The organism is Leeuwenhoekiella sp. NPDC079379 (assembly GCF_044542075.1).
Taxonomy (GTDB): domain Bacteria; phylum Bacteroidota; class Bacteroidia; order Flavobacteriales; family Flavobacteriaceae; genus Leeuwenhoekiella.
Genome location: NZ_JBITTU010000009.1, coordinates 15,894 through 29,111 on the forward strand (window position 1 = coordinate 15,894; position 13,218 = coordinate 29,111).

The following is a 13,218-nucleotide window of genomic DNA, read 5'->3' on the forward strand; positions in this document are numbered from 1 at the left end:
TATGAAAAAAAATATATTACTTATAGGAGGTTCTCACGGTATAGGAAAAGCAATTGTTCAACTCATACACGATGATTACAATGTGTTTATTGCTTCTCGTACAAGTGAAGATTTAGATTTTTTGAATGCAACACATATAGAATATGACGTTGAAAGTGGCACACTAGATACTTCAAATCTACCAGAACAGCTTGATGGTTTTGTATATTGTCCTGGTAGTATAAACTTGAAACCATTTAAAATGTTAACCGAAGATACCTTTAGAGATGATATGAATCTTAATTTTTTCGGACTTATAAAATCTCTAAAAGCTGTTACAGATCGACTTAAAAAATCAGAACAGGCAAGTCTCGTATTTTTTAGCACTGTAGCTGTAAAAGTTGGTATGCCGTTTCACACAAGCGTTGCCGCTGCAAAAGGAGCAATTGAAGGTTTTGCAAAAGCACTAGCTGCAGAATATGCACCTTCATTTAGAGTGAATGTTATTGCACCTTCATTGACAGATACTCCGCTTGCAGAAAAACTTCTCGCAAATAACAAAAAACGAGAAATGATGGATGCACGTCACCCACTAAAGCGTGTAGGTACGGCAGACGATATCGCAAAAGTTGCTGCGTTCTTGTTGAGTGAAGATAGCACTTGGGTTACTGGTCAAATTTTAGGAATAGATGGTGGTATATCTACTTTAAATGTGAATTGAATGAGTTCCTAAAACCTAATTAACAACCTTACTAACCAACCCGATAATTAAATGAATACTGTTTCTATATTTTGGTTTCGAAGAGATTTAAGACTAGATGATAATGTAGGCTTTCTGGAAGCGCTAAAAGGCGACAATCCTGTAATGCCTATTTTTATTTTTGATAAAGAAATTCTAGACAAACTTCCTAAAGATGATGCGCGTGTTACTTTTATATTTGACACGTTGCAAACTATGCGAGATGAACTTCAAGAAAAATATGATAGTTCTTTAGCACTATTTTATGGAAAACCAGATGATGTTTGGAAACAAATTTTAGAAGATTACCAGGTAAAGGAAGTCTTCACAAACAGAGATTATGAGCCGTATGCTAAAAATCGCGATGAGAAGCTTGCTTCTTTATTTGGAGAGAATGAGGTTGCCTTTAATACATTTAAGGATCAGGTTATTTTTGAAAAAGATGAAGTCGTAAAAGGAGACGGCGACCCTTATATTGTTTATACACCTTATAAAAATAAGTGGCTTGAGAGTTTTAACGAAGACACAGATTTAAAAATTCACTATACGAGTCAACACCTAAATAACCTTGTTGAAAATAGCAGATTACCCAATTTAACTTTAGGTGATATGGGATTTAAAAAGGCTTCAATAAAAGTTCCTGACTATGACGTCACCCCTACTTTAATAGATAATTACGAAGACACTCGTAATTTCCCCGCTCAAGAGGGCACTTCAAGATTAGGCCCCCATCTACGGTTTGGCACCGTAAGTGTTCGCAAAATGGTTAAAAAAGCACTTGCTGAAAATAATCAGGTATTCTGGAGCGAGCTTGTATGGCGTGAGTTTTTTATGCAAATACTTTATCATTATCCTGAAACTGTAGACAATGCCTTTAGAAAAAAGTATGACCGAATAGAATGGCGTAATAATGAGGAAGAGTTTGAAAAATGGAAAACCGGAACTACGGGTTTTCTTTTGGTTGATGCCGGTATGCGTGAATTGAACTCGACTGGGTATATGCATAATCGTGTACGTATGCTTACGGCAAGTTTTTTATGCAAACATCTTTTAATAGACTGGCGCTGGGGTGAGACCTATTTTGCCGAAAAGCTGTTAGATTATGAGCAGGCAAGTAATGTAGGTAATTGGCAATGGGCTGCTGGAAGTGGTGTAGATGCTGCTCCCTACTTTAGAATCTTCAACCCTATGACTCAAGTTGATAAATTTGATAAAGACAAAAAATATATTAAAACATATATTCCTGAATACAACACTGATGAATATCCTGAAAAAATGGTAGATCATAAAGAAGCTCGGGAACGTTGCTTAACGGTTTATAAAGCCGCGGTTTCTTAGGTTGTAGTTTTACAATTCTTACTAAAATATACCTAATATTTGCTTAAACACTATTTAGTAGAGTTTCTTCTTCAGTAGTTTTGCCTCAAAACAAGGATTATGAAAAAGCTCATTTTAGTTTTAAGCCTTTTTACATATTTACTAAGTTCAACCGGGTGTTCGACAACATACAAGACTTCTCGTAATACAAGTTCATCGAGAGCTCCAGGTCAAATCAAAAAGGCATACGGTGCTAAGAGCGCTAAAGCATTTGCTCCGGGACAACAAAAAAAGAATAAAAAGTATAAGAGAAAAAACTAAGTGACTTTAATTTTAGTAAATCTTAATTGCTTGTTCTTAAATAACCACCGGTAACTAAATCTCCAATTCTATTAACCTGATGTAGTTTACCATTATTGAGTATTAGATTTCGATCAGCGAGTTTCCAGACATCATTATAGTAATGATCGGTAACTAAAATTCCTTTTTTCGCCTTAAGCGAAACTAAAAAATCGTGTATCAGCTCTTTAAATATGGGTTCTACCATAGAAAATGGTTCATCCAGAAGTAGAAAAGGGTGCTTTAAATTCCCTAGAATCAAAACCTCAAGATATCGTTTTTGACCTAGTGACAGTTCATTCACTTTACGCTCTGCAATATCTGCCATACGTGGTGCTGTGAATATTAAATTTTGATCCTCACCATCAAAATAGGTGGGAATAATATCCCACACCTTAGCAGTCTTAGGTAAAAAGCTAAACTGCGGCAGATATCCTACTAAGCCTTTAGAAATTATAGGATTCTTATCCCAGATGCTACGTCTTACTGGGTATTGGGTTTCATTTATTTTTAATATCCCTTTTGAAGCAATTGAAGTACCAAATAGAATTTTAAGCAGCGTACTTTTTCCGACACCATTACGACCAAACAAACCTAGAATTTCACCAGTTTGGAGATTAAAATTACATGAATTAAGTAATTCGAGATCACCAAATTGCTTATGTAAATTAATTACTTGTAATAGCGCCAAGTGTTAGAAGTTTAAATAAGAGTAAAAAAATTAAAATTAAAATAGGACTCAATACCAGATTAATTAACCACGTCATTAAAAAAAGTTTAGATTTTGTGTATCCTAAATTGTAATACCCGTAAAATTCTTCTTTTTGAAAATAATTAAACGCTAGATATCCTGCGGGTGTCCCTAATATTCCAAAAAGTATAATTGAAATAATTCCGCTTCCAAAAAACAACGTTACCAGTGTAAACAATAAAGCATAACCTGTAATATCTCTATAGAGTCGCCACATAAAATTAGATTCTAATTAAATTTAAATCATAAAAAGAATATCTATCACGTGATAGTAGAATTATATACAACCTGTGTCTTTATTTAATACACAAGCTGTATTTTAAACTTTTAAAAATATACCTATGACCCTATTTATAGACATGGACGAAGTCATTGCAGACACGTACCAGGCACACATTGATTTATATAATAAAAAATACGCCGCAAACCTTAAGAAAGAAGATTGCTTAGGTTCTGAAGTTTGGCAAATGGTTCCTGAAGAGCATCAGGCTTACATACGTAATCACGCCAACGAACCTGGGTTCTTTAAAAATCTTGATGTTATGAAAGACAGTCAGGAAGTTTTAAAAGCGCTTCAAAGCAAATATGAATTATATATTGCTTCTGCGGCTATGCAATTTAAAACGAGTTTAGAAGATAAAGCTGATTGGTTAGACACACACTTTCCATTTATACCATGGCAAAACCGCATTTTATGTGGACACAAACATATTTTAAAAGGAGACATCTTAATAGATGATCGCTCCTATAATTTAAAAGCCTTTGAGGGTAGAGGAATACAGTTTTCATCACCACACAATTCAAATACAACTGGTTTTGACCGCGCAGATACCTGGCAAGATGTAGCAAAATTACTTTTGTAAAATAAAAACTTACAAATCAATTAATATGTAAAAAACAAAATCCCAAAACTTAAGTTTCGGGATTTTGTTTTAATTATATATTCCAAGAAAACAATTAAGCAGTTCTAATAATTTTTGCTCCAATTGCTCGTAATCGTTCATCAATGTTTTCATAACCACGATCTATTTGTTCTATGTTATGAATTGTAGAGGTTCCCTTTGCGCTCAATGCTGCAATTAATAAAGAAATACCGGCTCTAATGTCTGGAGATGACATCGTAGTTGCTTTTAAGCTAGATTTAAAATCGTGACCTATAACAGTAGCACGATGCGGGTCACACAAAATAATCTTTGCACCCATATCAATCAATTTATCTACAAAGAACAGACGACTTTCAAACATCTTCTGGTGTATTAAAACTTCACCTTTTGCCTGCGTAGCTACAACTAAAATAATACTCAATAAATCTGGAGTAAAACCAGGCCAGGGCGCATCACTAATGGTCATAAATGAACCATCTATAAAGGTTTCAATCTCATAACCCTCTTTATGTGCGGGAATAAAAATATCATCTCCTTTACGTTCTACCGTAATACCTAATTTTCTAAAAGTTGCAGGTATAACCCCAAGATCATTCCAGCTTACGTTTTTTATTGTGACTTCACTTTTTGTCATTGCTGCAAGACCTATCCAAGATCCTATTTCAATCATATCAGGTAGAATTGTATGCTCACAACCTCCTAACTCATCTACCCCTTCAATAATTAACATATTAGAGCCAATACCTTTAATATTAGCTCCCATACTATTAAGCATCTTACACAACTGCTGTAAGTAGGGTTCACAGGCCGCATTGTAAATAGTAGTTTGTCCTTTAGCCCGTACAGCAGCCATTACGATATTTGCAGTACCGGTTACAGAAGCCTCATCAAGTAACATAAATGTTCCTTTCAAACCTTCAGGAGCTTCTACTCCATAAAAACGTTCCTCCTTATTATATCTAAATTTAGCTCCCAGCTTAATCATACCCTCAAAATGAGTGTCTAATCTGCGGCGACCTATTTTATCACCACCCGGACGCGGAATATACCCCTTACCAAAGCGAGCTAATAAGGGACCTACAATCATTATAGAACCACGCAGGCCGCCACCTTCTTTTTTGAAGCGTTCACTTTCTAAATATTCAAGGTGTAATGCGTCACTTATAAAAGAGTATTTACCCTTACCAAGCTTCTGAATTTTTACGCCCAGATTACTTAAAATATCAATGAGTTTATTGACGTCAACTATATCTGGTATATTATTTATTATAACTTCCTGTGGGGTTAGTAGAACGGCACACAAGATCTGTAATGCTTCGTTTTTTGCACCCTGCGGCTGGATGGATCCTTTGAGTTGATGCCCTCCTTCTATTTGAAATGTTCCCATTAAAAAATATGGCTAGTTTTAGTATCGCTTCTTACCACCCCCACGTACAGGTTTTTTGCGGTAATTTGACGTTTTATTTGTTTTTTTAGGTCGCATTAGTTTTTGCGTATCCCTTAGATCTTCATCTTTTTTAGCGAGATTAATATTCCCGTTACTTAACTCAAAAAGATGCTTAAAAATTACATCATCATCTACCGTGTCTTTATTCCAGTTAAGGAAACACTTTTTCATATGATTTGCAATTGTAAATTCTAAAGCCTCACGCATTTGCCCTTTTTCCCACTCTACCGCTACATCTATCATTCGTTTTATATTGTTTCCGTAAAAACGATATTTAGGATAGTTTTGAGGGTAATCTAAGGGTTCAGGATGCTCTTCTAGCTTTTCTCGAGAAGGCTTTTCATAAGGTGATTCTACATCAAGTTTAAAATCACTCATTATAAATAATTGATCCCAAAGTTTATGTTGAAAATCTGGGACATCTCTAAAATGCGGCTGTATATTACCCATTACAGCAATAATACTGCGGGCAATTATATTACGTTTCTTTTCGTCTTCTTCTGCAATTGCCTGATTAACCATCTTTTGGAGATGACGTCCATATTCAGGTATGATGAGCTTTTCGCGCTCAGTATTATATTCTAATTGATCTATCAACTGTAAAAATTTAAGTGAAGTGTGGTTTGTAACTAAAACCTAGTGGCAAAGTACTAAAAAATGTACAAAAGCCCATCTATCAAGGTCAAATTAACCCCATTTTATATAGATTATTCTATTTTATAAAGAAATAACACCTTCTACAACAGCGACTTCTTTATATTTCTCAATAACAGCGTCTGCATTTTTCATCTGTAAATTAATTGAAATACTGGTATAAGTCCCTTTACTTGATGCTTTAGTAGTAATAACAGCACCCATATTATCAAATATTTGCTCAATCCTATGTATTTTCTCTGCTTCTGTAGGAACTATAAATTTGTAAAGGTATTCTGTAGGCCAGTTTGTGGTTTCCTCTAGCCTGCCTTTTAATTTTGCGTAGAATTCTTCAGAGTTCTTATCTGTACTCATAGTTTTATTTTTTCTTATGCAAAGATACCATTCTACAACTAATTTTTTAATCGACTTCTATTTGAGTATTTTTACCGCAAATGTCAAATAGACCGCACCTATCCCAAAAGATTATATGTGTTGTTTTATTTAAACTGAATATAACTAATGACTAAACGTATAGTCCTCATAGGAGGTCCCAGTACAGGAAAAACAACACTAATTAATGCTTTAAAAGCTAAAGGTCACATTTGCTTTGATGAAGTATCTAGAGAAGTTACTAAGGCCGCGCAGGAAAAAGGAATTGATCAGCTTTTTTTGACGCAGCCTCTTTTGTTTAGTGAGCTTCTATTAGAACGTCGTATCAAACAATATAAAGAAGCTTCCCAACTTGATCAAGAATTTGTATTCATAGATCGTGGTATCCCCGATGTTGCTGCCTATATGGATTTTATAGGTCAGGATTATCCTGATAATTTTAAGGAAGCTTGTACATCATATAAATACGATCACATTTTTATTCTTCCTCCGTGGCGCGATATACATATTACAGACCAGGAGCGCTATGAGAGTTTTGAGGAAGCTCTTAAAATTCAGGAGGAACTGGTAAAAACATACACTCATTATGGGTACACCCCCATTGAAGTACCTAAGACAGATGTTGAAAAGCGAGTAGCTTTTATTCTTGAAAACCTAAATATATGTCTGTAACTCCTCTTGATATTTTAAAAAAATATTGGAGCTATGAAAATTTTAGACCAAAACAGCTTGAGATTATTTCAGGTGTTTTAAACAAACAAGACACTTTTGCCCTCTTACCCACCGGTGGTGGCAAATCTATCTGTTATCAAATTCCTGCGTTATTAGAAGAGGGTATTGTGTTAGTGATTTCGCCTCTATTATCGCTAATGCGCGATCAGGTTATGCAGCTCGCTCAAAGAGATATCAAATCATTATACATTCCCGGAGGTATTCATTATAATGATCTAGATGCGCTTCTTGACAATTGTATCTACGGAAATTATAAACTATTGTATTTGTCTCCAGAACGGCTTCAAAATGAGCTCGTGCTTGCCAGATTAAAGCAGATGAATATATCGTTAATTGCTGTTGATGAAGCACATTGTATCTCTCAATGGGGACACGACTTTAGGCCTGCTTACCGCAATATTTCGGCATTTAGAGAAAATTTTCCTGAGGTTACCTGCATCGCTTTAACTGCAACTGCTACAAAAAAAGTTCAGGAAGATATTCTTGAACAATTAAGTATGACCCAGGCTATGGTGGTTCAAAATTCATTTGAACGTAAAAACCTGGCCTATAAAGTAGTGGCTGAAGAAGATAAGTATGGCAGACTCATACAGCTATTCAGAAAATATACAGGAAGCGCTATTGTTTACGTACGCAGTAGAAAAACCGCACAAAATTATGCTTCCTTTTTACAAGCAAATCGTATACCCTCACACTTTTATCACGGTGGTTTAGGAAATGGAGAACGCCAACAACGTTTTGAAGACTGGTCTAAAAATAAAACACAGGTAATGGTTGCTACCAGTGCTTTTGGGATGGGAATAGATAAGGCAGATGTTGCAACAGTTGTACACGTAGAATTACCAGAAAGTTTAGAAAGTTATTTTCAGGAAGCTGGCAGAGCGGGTAGAAATGGTTCTACATCACAAAGTATCATACTTTATAATCCTTCTGATGAAAACAGGTTAGCAAACCAATTTTTAAATGTGTTACCCTCTGTTGAGTATGTAAAAAAAGTCTACAAAAAACTGAATAGTTATTTTCAGGTTTCTTACGGTGAAGGTGAGCAAGAAACTTTTCGGTTTGATTTCATGAAATTTTGCAGTACTTATAATTTCAAAACATTAATTACTTATAATGCCTTACAACTTTTAGATCGTAATAGTGTTCTGGTATTATCTCAAGAATTTTATAGAAAATCAACACTACAGTTTACTATTTCTCCTATAAATTTAACTTATTATCTTATCAAAAACCCGGGTATAGACGGTGTGGTAAAAAGTATTTTAAGAACGTATGGTGGTATATATGATCAACCCTTAGCAATAGATCATACCATTATAGCTAAGAAGGCAGCTGTACCTCTGCCGCAGATTCATAAAATATTACTACAACTTCAAATTGATGATGTTGCTCTTTACGACCATACTAACTATGACTCTGCTGTTACATTTCTGGTACAACGCGAAGATGAGTTGACCGTAAATAAAATTGCTAAACATATTACAGCTCAAAATACACGTAAGGTAAATCAAGTAAAAAGTATTATACGCTATTTAAATACAAGTGATGTATGCAGAAGTATACAGTTGCTCGCTTATTTTGAAGAAAAACAACTAACTCCTTGCGGTGTTTGTGATGTATGTATAAAATCTAGACGGAAAGCTAAACTGGTTACCACAAAAATGATCGAGTCTAAAATAGTAGCTTTGCTTCAGGTGAAGAACTACTCTTCTACCTCCCTCGTTGAAACATTACATACGCTTGAGGAAGCTGAAATTATAAAGGCGCTAAAAAATCTTTTAGCCACTGAAAAAGTACAAATAACTCCTTCTAATTCATATAAACTGAAATGAAAGATTTGAGAATTATTTTTATGGGAACACCAGATTTTGCTGTTGCCGGATTACAAAAACTAGTTGAAAATAATTTTAATATTGTAGGTGTGATAACTGCCCCAGACAGACCAGCGGGTAGAGGTCAAAAAATTCAGCAAAGTGCTGTAAAAACCTATGCTCAAAGCCAGGATTTAAATATCCTACAACCTACTAATTTAAAAGATGATGCTTTTTTAGGCCAACTAAAAGCACTCAAAGCAAATCTGCAAATAGTGGTAGCCTTTAGAATGCTACCTCAAGTAGTGTGGCAAATGCCAGAGTATGGCACATTTAACCTACACGCTTCTTTACTCCCAGATTACAGAGGAGCAGCTCCCATAAACTGGGCAATTATAAAAGGAGAAACAGAAACCGGGGTTAGTACTTTCTTTATAGATGAAAAAATAGATACTGGTGCAATCATATTTCAAGAAAAGTTGTCTATCGCTGCAGATGAAAGTGCGGGAATCTTGCACGATAGGTTGATGCATTTAGGTAGTGATCTCATTCTTAAAACCGTAAAACATATAGAAAAAGGTGATGTTACTACAACAATACAATCAAAACAAGAGCAACTGCATACTGCTTACAAATTAAATCGGGATAACACTAGGATTAATTGGTCAGCGTCAGTTAACGACATTCATAACTTAATACGTGGTTTGAGCCCATATCCTGTAGCGTACACGATTTTTAGTAATGGAGATGATAAAGAACATCAATTAAAAATTTATCAGGCTTTAAAGCCCTCTAATGATGATTTGCCATTAGTAAGTACAGAGGCTGGAAAAATTTTAGTTAATAATGGTAAATTGTTTATTGCAACTCAAGATAGTTGGATTGAATTGATAGAAATTCAACTTTCTGGCAAGAAAAAAATGCTGGTAAAAGATTTACTAAATGGATTTACCTTTGACGAAGATGCTAAAATGCTGTAAGACCGCATGACTACTGATGTTTCTGAAATTTTGTTAAAAAAGGCTTTCCTTATTAACAAAATGTTAAAGTTATCAACATAAAACTGAATTTCCTGCGCTATTACTTGCGTGAACGAAATATCCGTCTAAATTTGTTAGAATATAAATAAAAGTTTAACCGACATTTAATTTTAAAATTTACATTATGAACAAATCAGATTTAATTGATGCAATGGCAGAAAGTGCTGGAATTACAAAAGCAGCAGCTAAAAAAGCATTAGAATCTTTCTTAGGCAATGTTGAAAAATCTTTAAAGGGCGGAGATCGCGTTTCTTTAGTAGGTTTTGGCTCATGGTCTGTATCTCAACGTGCAGCTCGTGAAGGAAGAAATCCACAAACAGGAAAAACTATTCAAATTGCAGCTAAAAATGTTGTTAAGTTTAAAGCAGGTTCTGACTTATCAGACGCTGTAAACTAATTGCATAGCTTCTAAATATTTTTCAAAAGCCCTTTTTAAAGGGCTTTTTTTATTTTTCTTATTTTTTTGTTAATTAATAAAAAAAGGTTAGTTTAGTTGAAAGACTTTATTTATGACGACAAACAAACCTGAAAAGGGCAATTTATTAATAGCCGAGCCGGCTATTATAGGAGATGTTTCTTTTAACAGATCTGTCGTTTTACTTGCTAACCATACTGAAGAAGGTTCTGTAGGTTTTATCTTAAATAAACCGCTTACATTTACCCTCAATGAGCTTATTCCTGAAATTGAGATCGAAATGCAAATCTACAATGGTGGCCCTGTGGAACAAGACAATCTTTATTTTTTACACAAAGTACCTCACTTAATTCCTGATAGTATAGAGATTTCTAGCGGAATATATTGGGGAGGTGATTTTGATACTGTTATAGATCTTATAACATCAAGGAAAATCACGGCAGAAGAAATTCGGTTTTTTCTGGGATATTCAGGTTGGGATAGCGATCAATTAGATGATGAGCTTAATGCCAACTCGTGGATTGTAGCAGAAAACATCTACGACAAAGAGATCATTAACAAATGTTTTCCTGACTTCTGGAAAGAAAAAATGATAGAATTAGGTGGGGACTACGTAATCTGGTCAAATGCTCCAGAAAACCCTAGTTACAATTAACTGCAAGCTCTTTTTAACCTAAACGCGCTTTAGCATTTAATTTTCCTATTAAATTTTTAGCAACAAGATTTGTATACTCCTTTTTGCGGTATTTTGTTATAGGTTGAATACCTATGATAGAATTTGTAATGAACAACTCATCTGCCTTTTGCAATTCAAACGGAGAAATAGCAGCTTCTTCTACGGTGTAGGTATCTAATTTTTCTAAAATATCGAGCAATTGTTTACGTACAATACCCCTAAGACAACCTTCAGTTAGTGGCGGGGTTTTAATGTGATTATCTTTAACTACAAAAAGATTACCGTTTAACGCTTCTGCAATTGTCTTGTTTGTGTTTATAAGAAGACAGTTTGCAAGATTGTTTTCTTTTGCAAAAATGCTTCCAGTAACATGTATAATTTTATTAGCTGTTTTAAGGGTACTTAATAAATCTGCATTTAAATAATGATCTTTATAAAGGTCAACCTCATAATCAGATTCATTTAAAATAAAAAAAGGATCTGCTAATTCAGTCGCAAAAGCATAAAAACTCACCGCATTATCAGTAGGCAAATATTTACCACCTTCGTTACGGGTCACTGTTAAGCGAATGCTTGCTGATTTATCGCTTAAACCTGTGGCATCTACCGTTTTTAAAATTTCTTCTTGTAATGACTCTAAAGTAAAATGCATTGGAATTTCCATTCGCAATATGCGCATCGAAGCCATAAGCCTAAAATAGTGATCTTCCCAGAATGATATTTTACCACTACTGTATCTAACTGTTTCAAATACCGCATCTCCATAAAGCATCCCTCTGTTATGCGCTGAGAATTGTGGCGTTTCGGTAATAGTCCCGTTAAAATTAACCATAAAAAAAGTCCCTTTTTTAAGAAGGGACAAATATACTATTTACGAGTTGTTTCTAGTTAGAACCTATGATATGTTTCAGTTCAGATATTTGATTTTCCCAAAACATTTTACCTTCATCTTCTTCACCAGGCTCAGCAAAATCTGTTACGATTAACGAAACATCTTTTGTAATCTCATCTACAACAATACGCAATTCAAAATAATATAGATTTTCATCCTCTACATCATCCATCCATCTGAACTTTATGCGTTCATCACTTTTCTTTCCTAAGAGTTTAGCCTTTTCTTCACTGCCATTCCAAATAAAGGTATAATACTCGCCACGTGAATTAACATTATCTGCAAACCACTCAGACATACCAGAGGGTGAAGACATATATTGATACAAAAGTGACGGTGAGGCCTGAATAGGAAACTCGATCTCAAATTTTATTTTTTCTTCCATTTTCTATTATTCGGTTGGGTCGCCAATATAAATATTAATTGTTCAGTAAAAAAGAAAGCAGTAATTTTTTTATTTTATATTTAAGATGCTTGCAGGGTTGGTAATTGTTATTATATTTGCACCCGCTTAGCAGATAGCTAGCAAATTTATTAAATATTTCTTTTTAGAAAGAATTTTGGCGAGGTAGCTCAGTTGGTTAGAGCGTCGGATTCATAACCCGGAGGTCGGGGGATCGTGCCCCCCTCTCGCTACTAAAGGCTTCACAGCAATGTGAAGCCTTTCTTATTTCTAGTTTTGTCAGAACAAATTGTCTACATTTTATATTCTAAAAAGTTTAAGAAGAACTACACTGGAGTTACTACAGATCTAATATCTAGATTTAAATCGCATAATGAATTAGCTAGCAAGGGATGGACTAAAGCCTACAGACCGTGGATGGTTATTTATATCGAGGTTTTTAATTCTAAAAAAGAAGCACTTAAAAAGGAATAATTCTTTAAATCTGGGCAAGGTCGTGTTAGGAAAGCTAAAATTATAGATACATTTTTAAAAAAATAGTTCGGAGGATTTATATCCGCCAGAGGCGGACGGGGGATCGTGCCCCCCCTCTCGCTACTAAAGGCTTCACAGCAATGTGAAGCCTTTCTTATTTCTAGTTATGTCAGAACACATTGTCTACATTTTATATTTTAAAAAGTTTAAGAAAAACTACACTGGAGTTACTACAGATCTAATATCTAGATTTAAATCGCATAATGAATTAGCTAACAAGGGATGGACTA

18 protein-coding genes and 1 tRNA gene are annotated in these 13,218 nt (G+C 34.6%); 12 read left to right on the forward strand and 7 right to left on the reverse strand.

Translation table 11 applies throughout. The features are described 5' to 3' along the window. Position 1 precedes the first annotated feature (1 nt). From ACIGAM_RS15130 to ACIGAM_RS15140, 3 genes are all read left to right on the forward strand, one after another. Positions 2–700 (forward strand): SDR family NAD(P)-dependent oxidoreductase, encoded by a 699-nt coding sequence (locus tag ACIGAM_RS15130; RefSeq protein WP_396512315.1) that lies wholly within the window; start codon positions 2–4, stop codon positions 698–700. Positions 701–751: 51 nt separating this feature from the next. After that, positions 752–2,056 (forward strand): cryptochrome/photolyase family protein, encoded by a 1,305-nt coding sequence (locus tag ACIGAM_RS15135; protein WP_396512316.1) that lies wholly within the window; start codon positions 752–754, stop codon positions 2,054–2,056. A 99-nt stretch (positions 2,057–2,155) separates the two neighbouring features. Next, positions 2,156–2,356 carry a hypothetical protein gene (locus tag ACIGAM_RS15140; protein WP_396512317.1) on the forward strand — a complete coding sequence of 67 codons (201 nt, stop codon included), beginning with the start codon at positions 2,156–2,158 and terminating at the stop codon, positions 2,354–2,356. A gap of 22 nt (positions 2,357–2,378) precedes the next feature. Here ACIGAM_RS15140 and ACIGAM_RS15145 read toward each other — a convergent pair whose 3' ends face one another. Then, positions 2,379–3,065 carry an ATP-binding cassette domain-containing protein gene (locus ACIGAM_RS15145; protein ID WP_396512318.1) on the reverse strand — a complete coding sequence of 229 codons (687 nt, stop codon included), beginning with the start codon at positions 3,063–3,065 and terminating at the stop codon, positions 2,379–2,381. Further along, a complete protein-coding gene (locus ACIGAM_RS15150; RefSeq protein WP_396512319.1) occupies positions 3,043–3,342 on the reverse strand; it encodes a hypothetical protein in 300 nt (99 codons plus the stop codon). The genes ACIGAM_RS15145 and ACIGAM_RS15150 overlap by 23 nt, the downstream gene beginning before the upstream one ends. Positions 3,343–3,466: 124 nt before the next feature. Between ACIGAM_RS15150 and ACIGAM_RS15155 the strand changes: the two genes are divergently transcribed. Further along, entirely contained in the window at positions 3,467–3,988 is a 522-nt protein-coding gene (locus ACIGAM_RS15155; RefSeq protein ID WP_396512320.1) for a 5'(3')-deoxyribonucleotidase, read from the forward strand. 94 nt (positions 3,989–4,082) lie between these two features. Here the strand turns inward: ACIGAM_RS15155 and murA are convergent, their stop codons facing one another. The 3 genes from murA to ACIGAM_RS15170 form a co-directional block, all read right to left on the reverse strand. Continuing rightward, positions 4,083–5,396 carry a UDP-N-acetylglucosamine 1-carboxyvinyltransferase gene (murA, locus tag ACIGAM_RS15160; protein ID WP_396512321.1) on the reverse strand — a complete coding sequence of 438 codons (1,314 nt, stop codon included), beginning with the start codon at positions 5,394–5,396 and terminating at the stop codon, positions 4,083–4,085. An 18-nt stretch (positions 5,397–5,414) separates the two neighbouring features. Further along, positions 5,415–6,053 carry a DUF4290 domain-containing protein gene (locus ACIGAM_RS15165; protein ID WP_396512322.1) on the reverse strand — a complete coding sequence of 213 codons (639 nt, stop codon included), beginning with the start codon at positions 6,051–6,053 and terminating at the stop codon, positions 5,415–5,417. Positions 6,054–6,173: 120 nt separating this feature from the next. Beyond that, positions 6,174–6,464, reverse strand: coding sequence for a DUF493 family protein (locus ACIGAM_RS15170; protein ID WP_396512323.1), 291 nt, complete (start codon positions 6,462–6,464; stop codon positions 6,174–6,176). 147 nt (positions 6,465–6,611) lie between these two features. On the opposite strand from ACIGAM_RS15170, the gene ACIGAM_RS15175 reads away from it, so the two are divergent. From ACIGAM_RS15175 to ACIGAM_RS15195, 5 genes are all read left to right on the forward strand, one after another. Continuing rightward, positions 6,612–7,154 (forward strand): AAA family ATPase, encoded by a 543-nt coding sequence (locus tag ACIGAM_RS15175; protein ID WP_396512324.1) that lies wholly within the window; start codon positions 6,612–6,614, stop codon positions 7,152–7,154. Further along, the gene (locus ACIGAM_RS15180) at positions 7,145–9,049 is read left to right on the forward strand and encodes an ATP-dependent DNA helicase RecQ (RefSeq protein WP_396512325.1); all 1,905 of its coding nucleotides are present in this window, start codon (positions 7,145–7,147) and stop codon (positions 9,047–9,049) included. The genes ACIGAM_RS15175 and ACIGAM_RS15180 overlap by 10 nt, the downstream gene beginning before the upstream one ends. Next, on the forward strand, positions 9,046–10,008 hold the full coding sequence (gene fmt, locus ACIGAM_RS15185) for a methionyl-tRNA formyltransferase (RefSeq protein WP_396512326.1): 963 nt from the start codon (positions 9,046–9,048) through the stop codon (positions 10,006–10,008). Before ACIGAM_RS15180 ends, fmt begins: the two co-directional genes overlap by 4 nt. 184 nt (positions 10,009–10,192) lie before the next feature. Next, entirely contained in the window at positions 10,193–10,465 is a 273-nt protein-coding gene (locus tag ACIGAM_RS15190; protein WP_396512327.1) for an HU family DNA-binding protein, read from the forward strand. A 112-nt stretch (positions 10,466–10,577) separates the two neighbouring features. Beyond that, positions 10,578–11,138 carry a YqgE/AlgH family protein gene (locus ACIGAM_RS15195; RefSeq protein WP_396512328.1) on the forward strand — a complete coding sequence of 187 codons (561 nt, stop codon included), beginning with the start codon at positions 10,578–10,580 and terminating at the stop codon, positions 11,136–11,138. A 13-nt stretch (positions 11,139–11,151) separates the two neighbouring features. Here the strand turns inward: ACIGAM_RS15195 and ACIGAM_RS15200 are convergent, their stop codons facing one another. Further along, the gene (locus ACIGAM_RS15200) at positions 11,152–11,991 is read right to left on the reverse strand and encodes an aminotransferase class IV (RefSeq protein WP_396512329.1); all 840 of its coding nucleotides are present in this window, start codon (positions 11,989–11,991) and stop codon (positions 11,152–11,154) included. A 52-nt stretch (positions 11,992–12,043) separates the two neighbouring features. Next, a complete protein-coding gene (locus ACIGAM_RS15205; RefSeq protein ID WP_028375975.1) occupies positions 12,044–12,436 on the reverse strand; it encodes an START-like domain-containing protein in 393 nt (130 codons plus the stop codon). A 177-nt stretch (positions 12,437–12,613) separates the two neighbouring features. On the opposite strand from ACIGAM_RS15205, the gene ACIGAM_RS15210 reads away from it, so the two are divergent. From ACIGAM_RS15210 to ACIGAM_RS15220, 3 genes are all read left to right on the forward strand, one after another. After that, positions 12,614–12,687, forward strand: a tRNA-Met gene (locus ACIGAM_RS15210). 43 nt (positions 12,688–12,730) lie between these two features. Then, the gene (locus tag ACIGAM_RS15215) at positions 12,731–12,928 is read left to right on the forward strand and encodes a GIY-YIG nuclease family protein (RefSeq protein WP_396512330.1); all 198 of its coding nucleotides are present in this window, start codon (positions 12,731–12,733) and stop codon (positions 12,926–12,928) included. Between the two features lie 166 nt (positions 12,929–13,094). After that, a partial coding sequence (locus ACIGAM_RS15220) for a GIY-YIG nuclease family protein (protein ID WP_396512434.1) occupies positions 13,095–13,218 on the forward strand: 124 nt, incomplete at its 3' end.

Excerpts from the sequence above, each read along its gene's own strand:
- ACIGAM_RS15190 (WP_396512327.1), top strand. The coding sequence starts at position 10,193 with ATGAACAAATCAGATTTAATTGATGCAATGGCAGAAAGTGCTGGAATT.
- ACIGAM_RS15180 (WP_396512325.1), top strand. The coding sequence starts at position 7,145 with ATGTCTGTAACTCCTCTTGATATTTTAAAAAAATATTGGAGCTATGAA.
- ACIGAM_RS15175 (WP_396512324.1), top strand. The coding sequence starts at position 6,612 with ATGACTAAACGTATAGTCCTCATAGGAGGTCCCAGTACAGGAAAAACA.
- ACIGAM_RS15150 (WP_396512319.1), bottom strand. The coding sequence starts at position 3,342 with ATGTGGCGACTCTATAGAGATATTACAGGTTATGCTTTATTGTTTACA.
- fmt (WP_396512326.1), top strand. The coding sequence starts at position 9,046 with ATGAAAGATTTGAGAATTATTTTTATGGGAACACCAGATTTTGCTGTT.
- ACIGAM_RS15170 (WP_396512323.1), bottom strand. The coding sequence starts at position 6,464 with ATGAGTACAGATAAGAACTCTGAAGAATTCTACGCAAAATTAAAAGGC.
- ACIGAM_RS15195 (WP_396512328.1), top strand. The coding sequence starts at position 10,578 with ATGACGACAAACAAACCTGAAAAGGGCAATTTATTAATAGCCGAGCCG.
- ACIGAM_RS15135 (WP_396512316.1), top strand. The coding sequence starts at position 752 with ATGAATACTGTTTCTATATTTTGGTTTCGAAGAGATTTAAGACTAGAT.
- ACIGAM_RS15200 (WP_396512329.1), bottom strand. The coding sequence starts at position 11,991 with ATGGTTAATTTTAACGGGACTATTACCGAAACGCCACAATTCTCAGCG.
- ACIGAM_RS15205 (WP_028375975.1), bottom strand. The coding sequence starts at position 12,436 with ATGGAAGAAAAAATAAAATTTGAGATCGAGTTTCCTATTCAGGCCTCA.
- ACIGAM_RS15140 (WP_396512317.1), top strand. The coding sequence starts at position 2,156 with ATGAAAAAGCTCATTTTAGTTTTAAGCCTTTTTACATATTTACTAAGT.
- ACIGAM_RS15130 (WP_396512315.1), top strand. The coding sequence starts at position 2 with ATGAAAAAAAATATATTACTTATAGGAGGTTCTCACGGTATAGGAAAA.
- ACIGAM_RS15155 (WP_396512320.1), top strand. The coding sequence starts at position 3,467 with ATGACCCTATTTATAGACATGGACGAAGTCATTGCAGACACGTACCAG.
- murA (WP_396512321.1), bottom strand. The coding sequence starts at position 5,396 with ATGGGAACATTTCAAATAGAAGGAGGGCATCAACTCAAAGGATCCATC.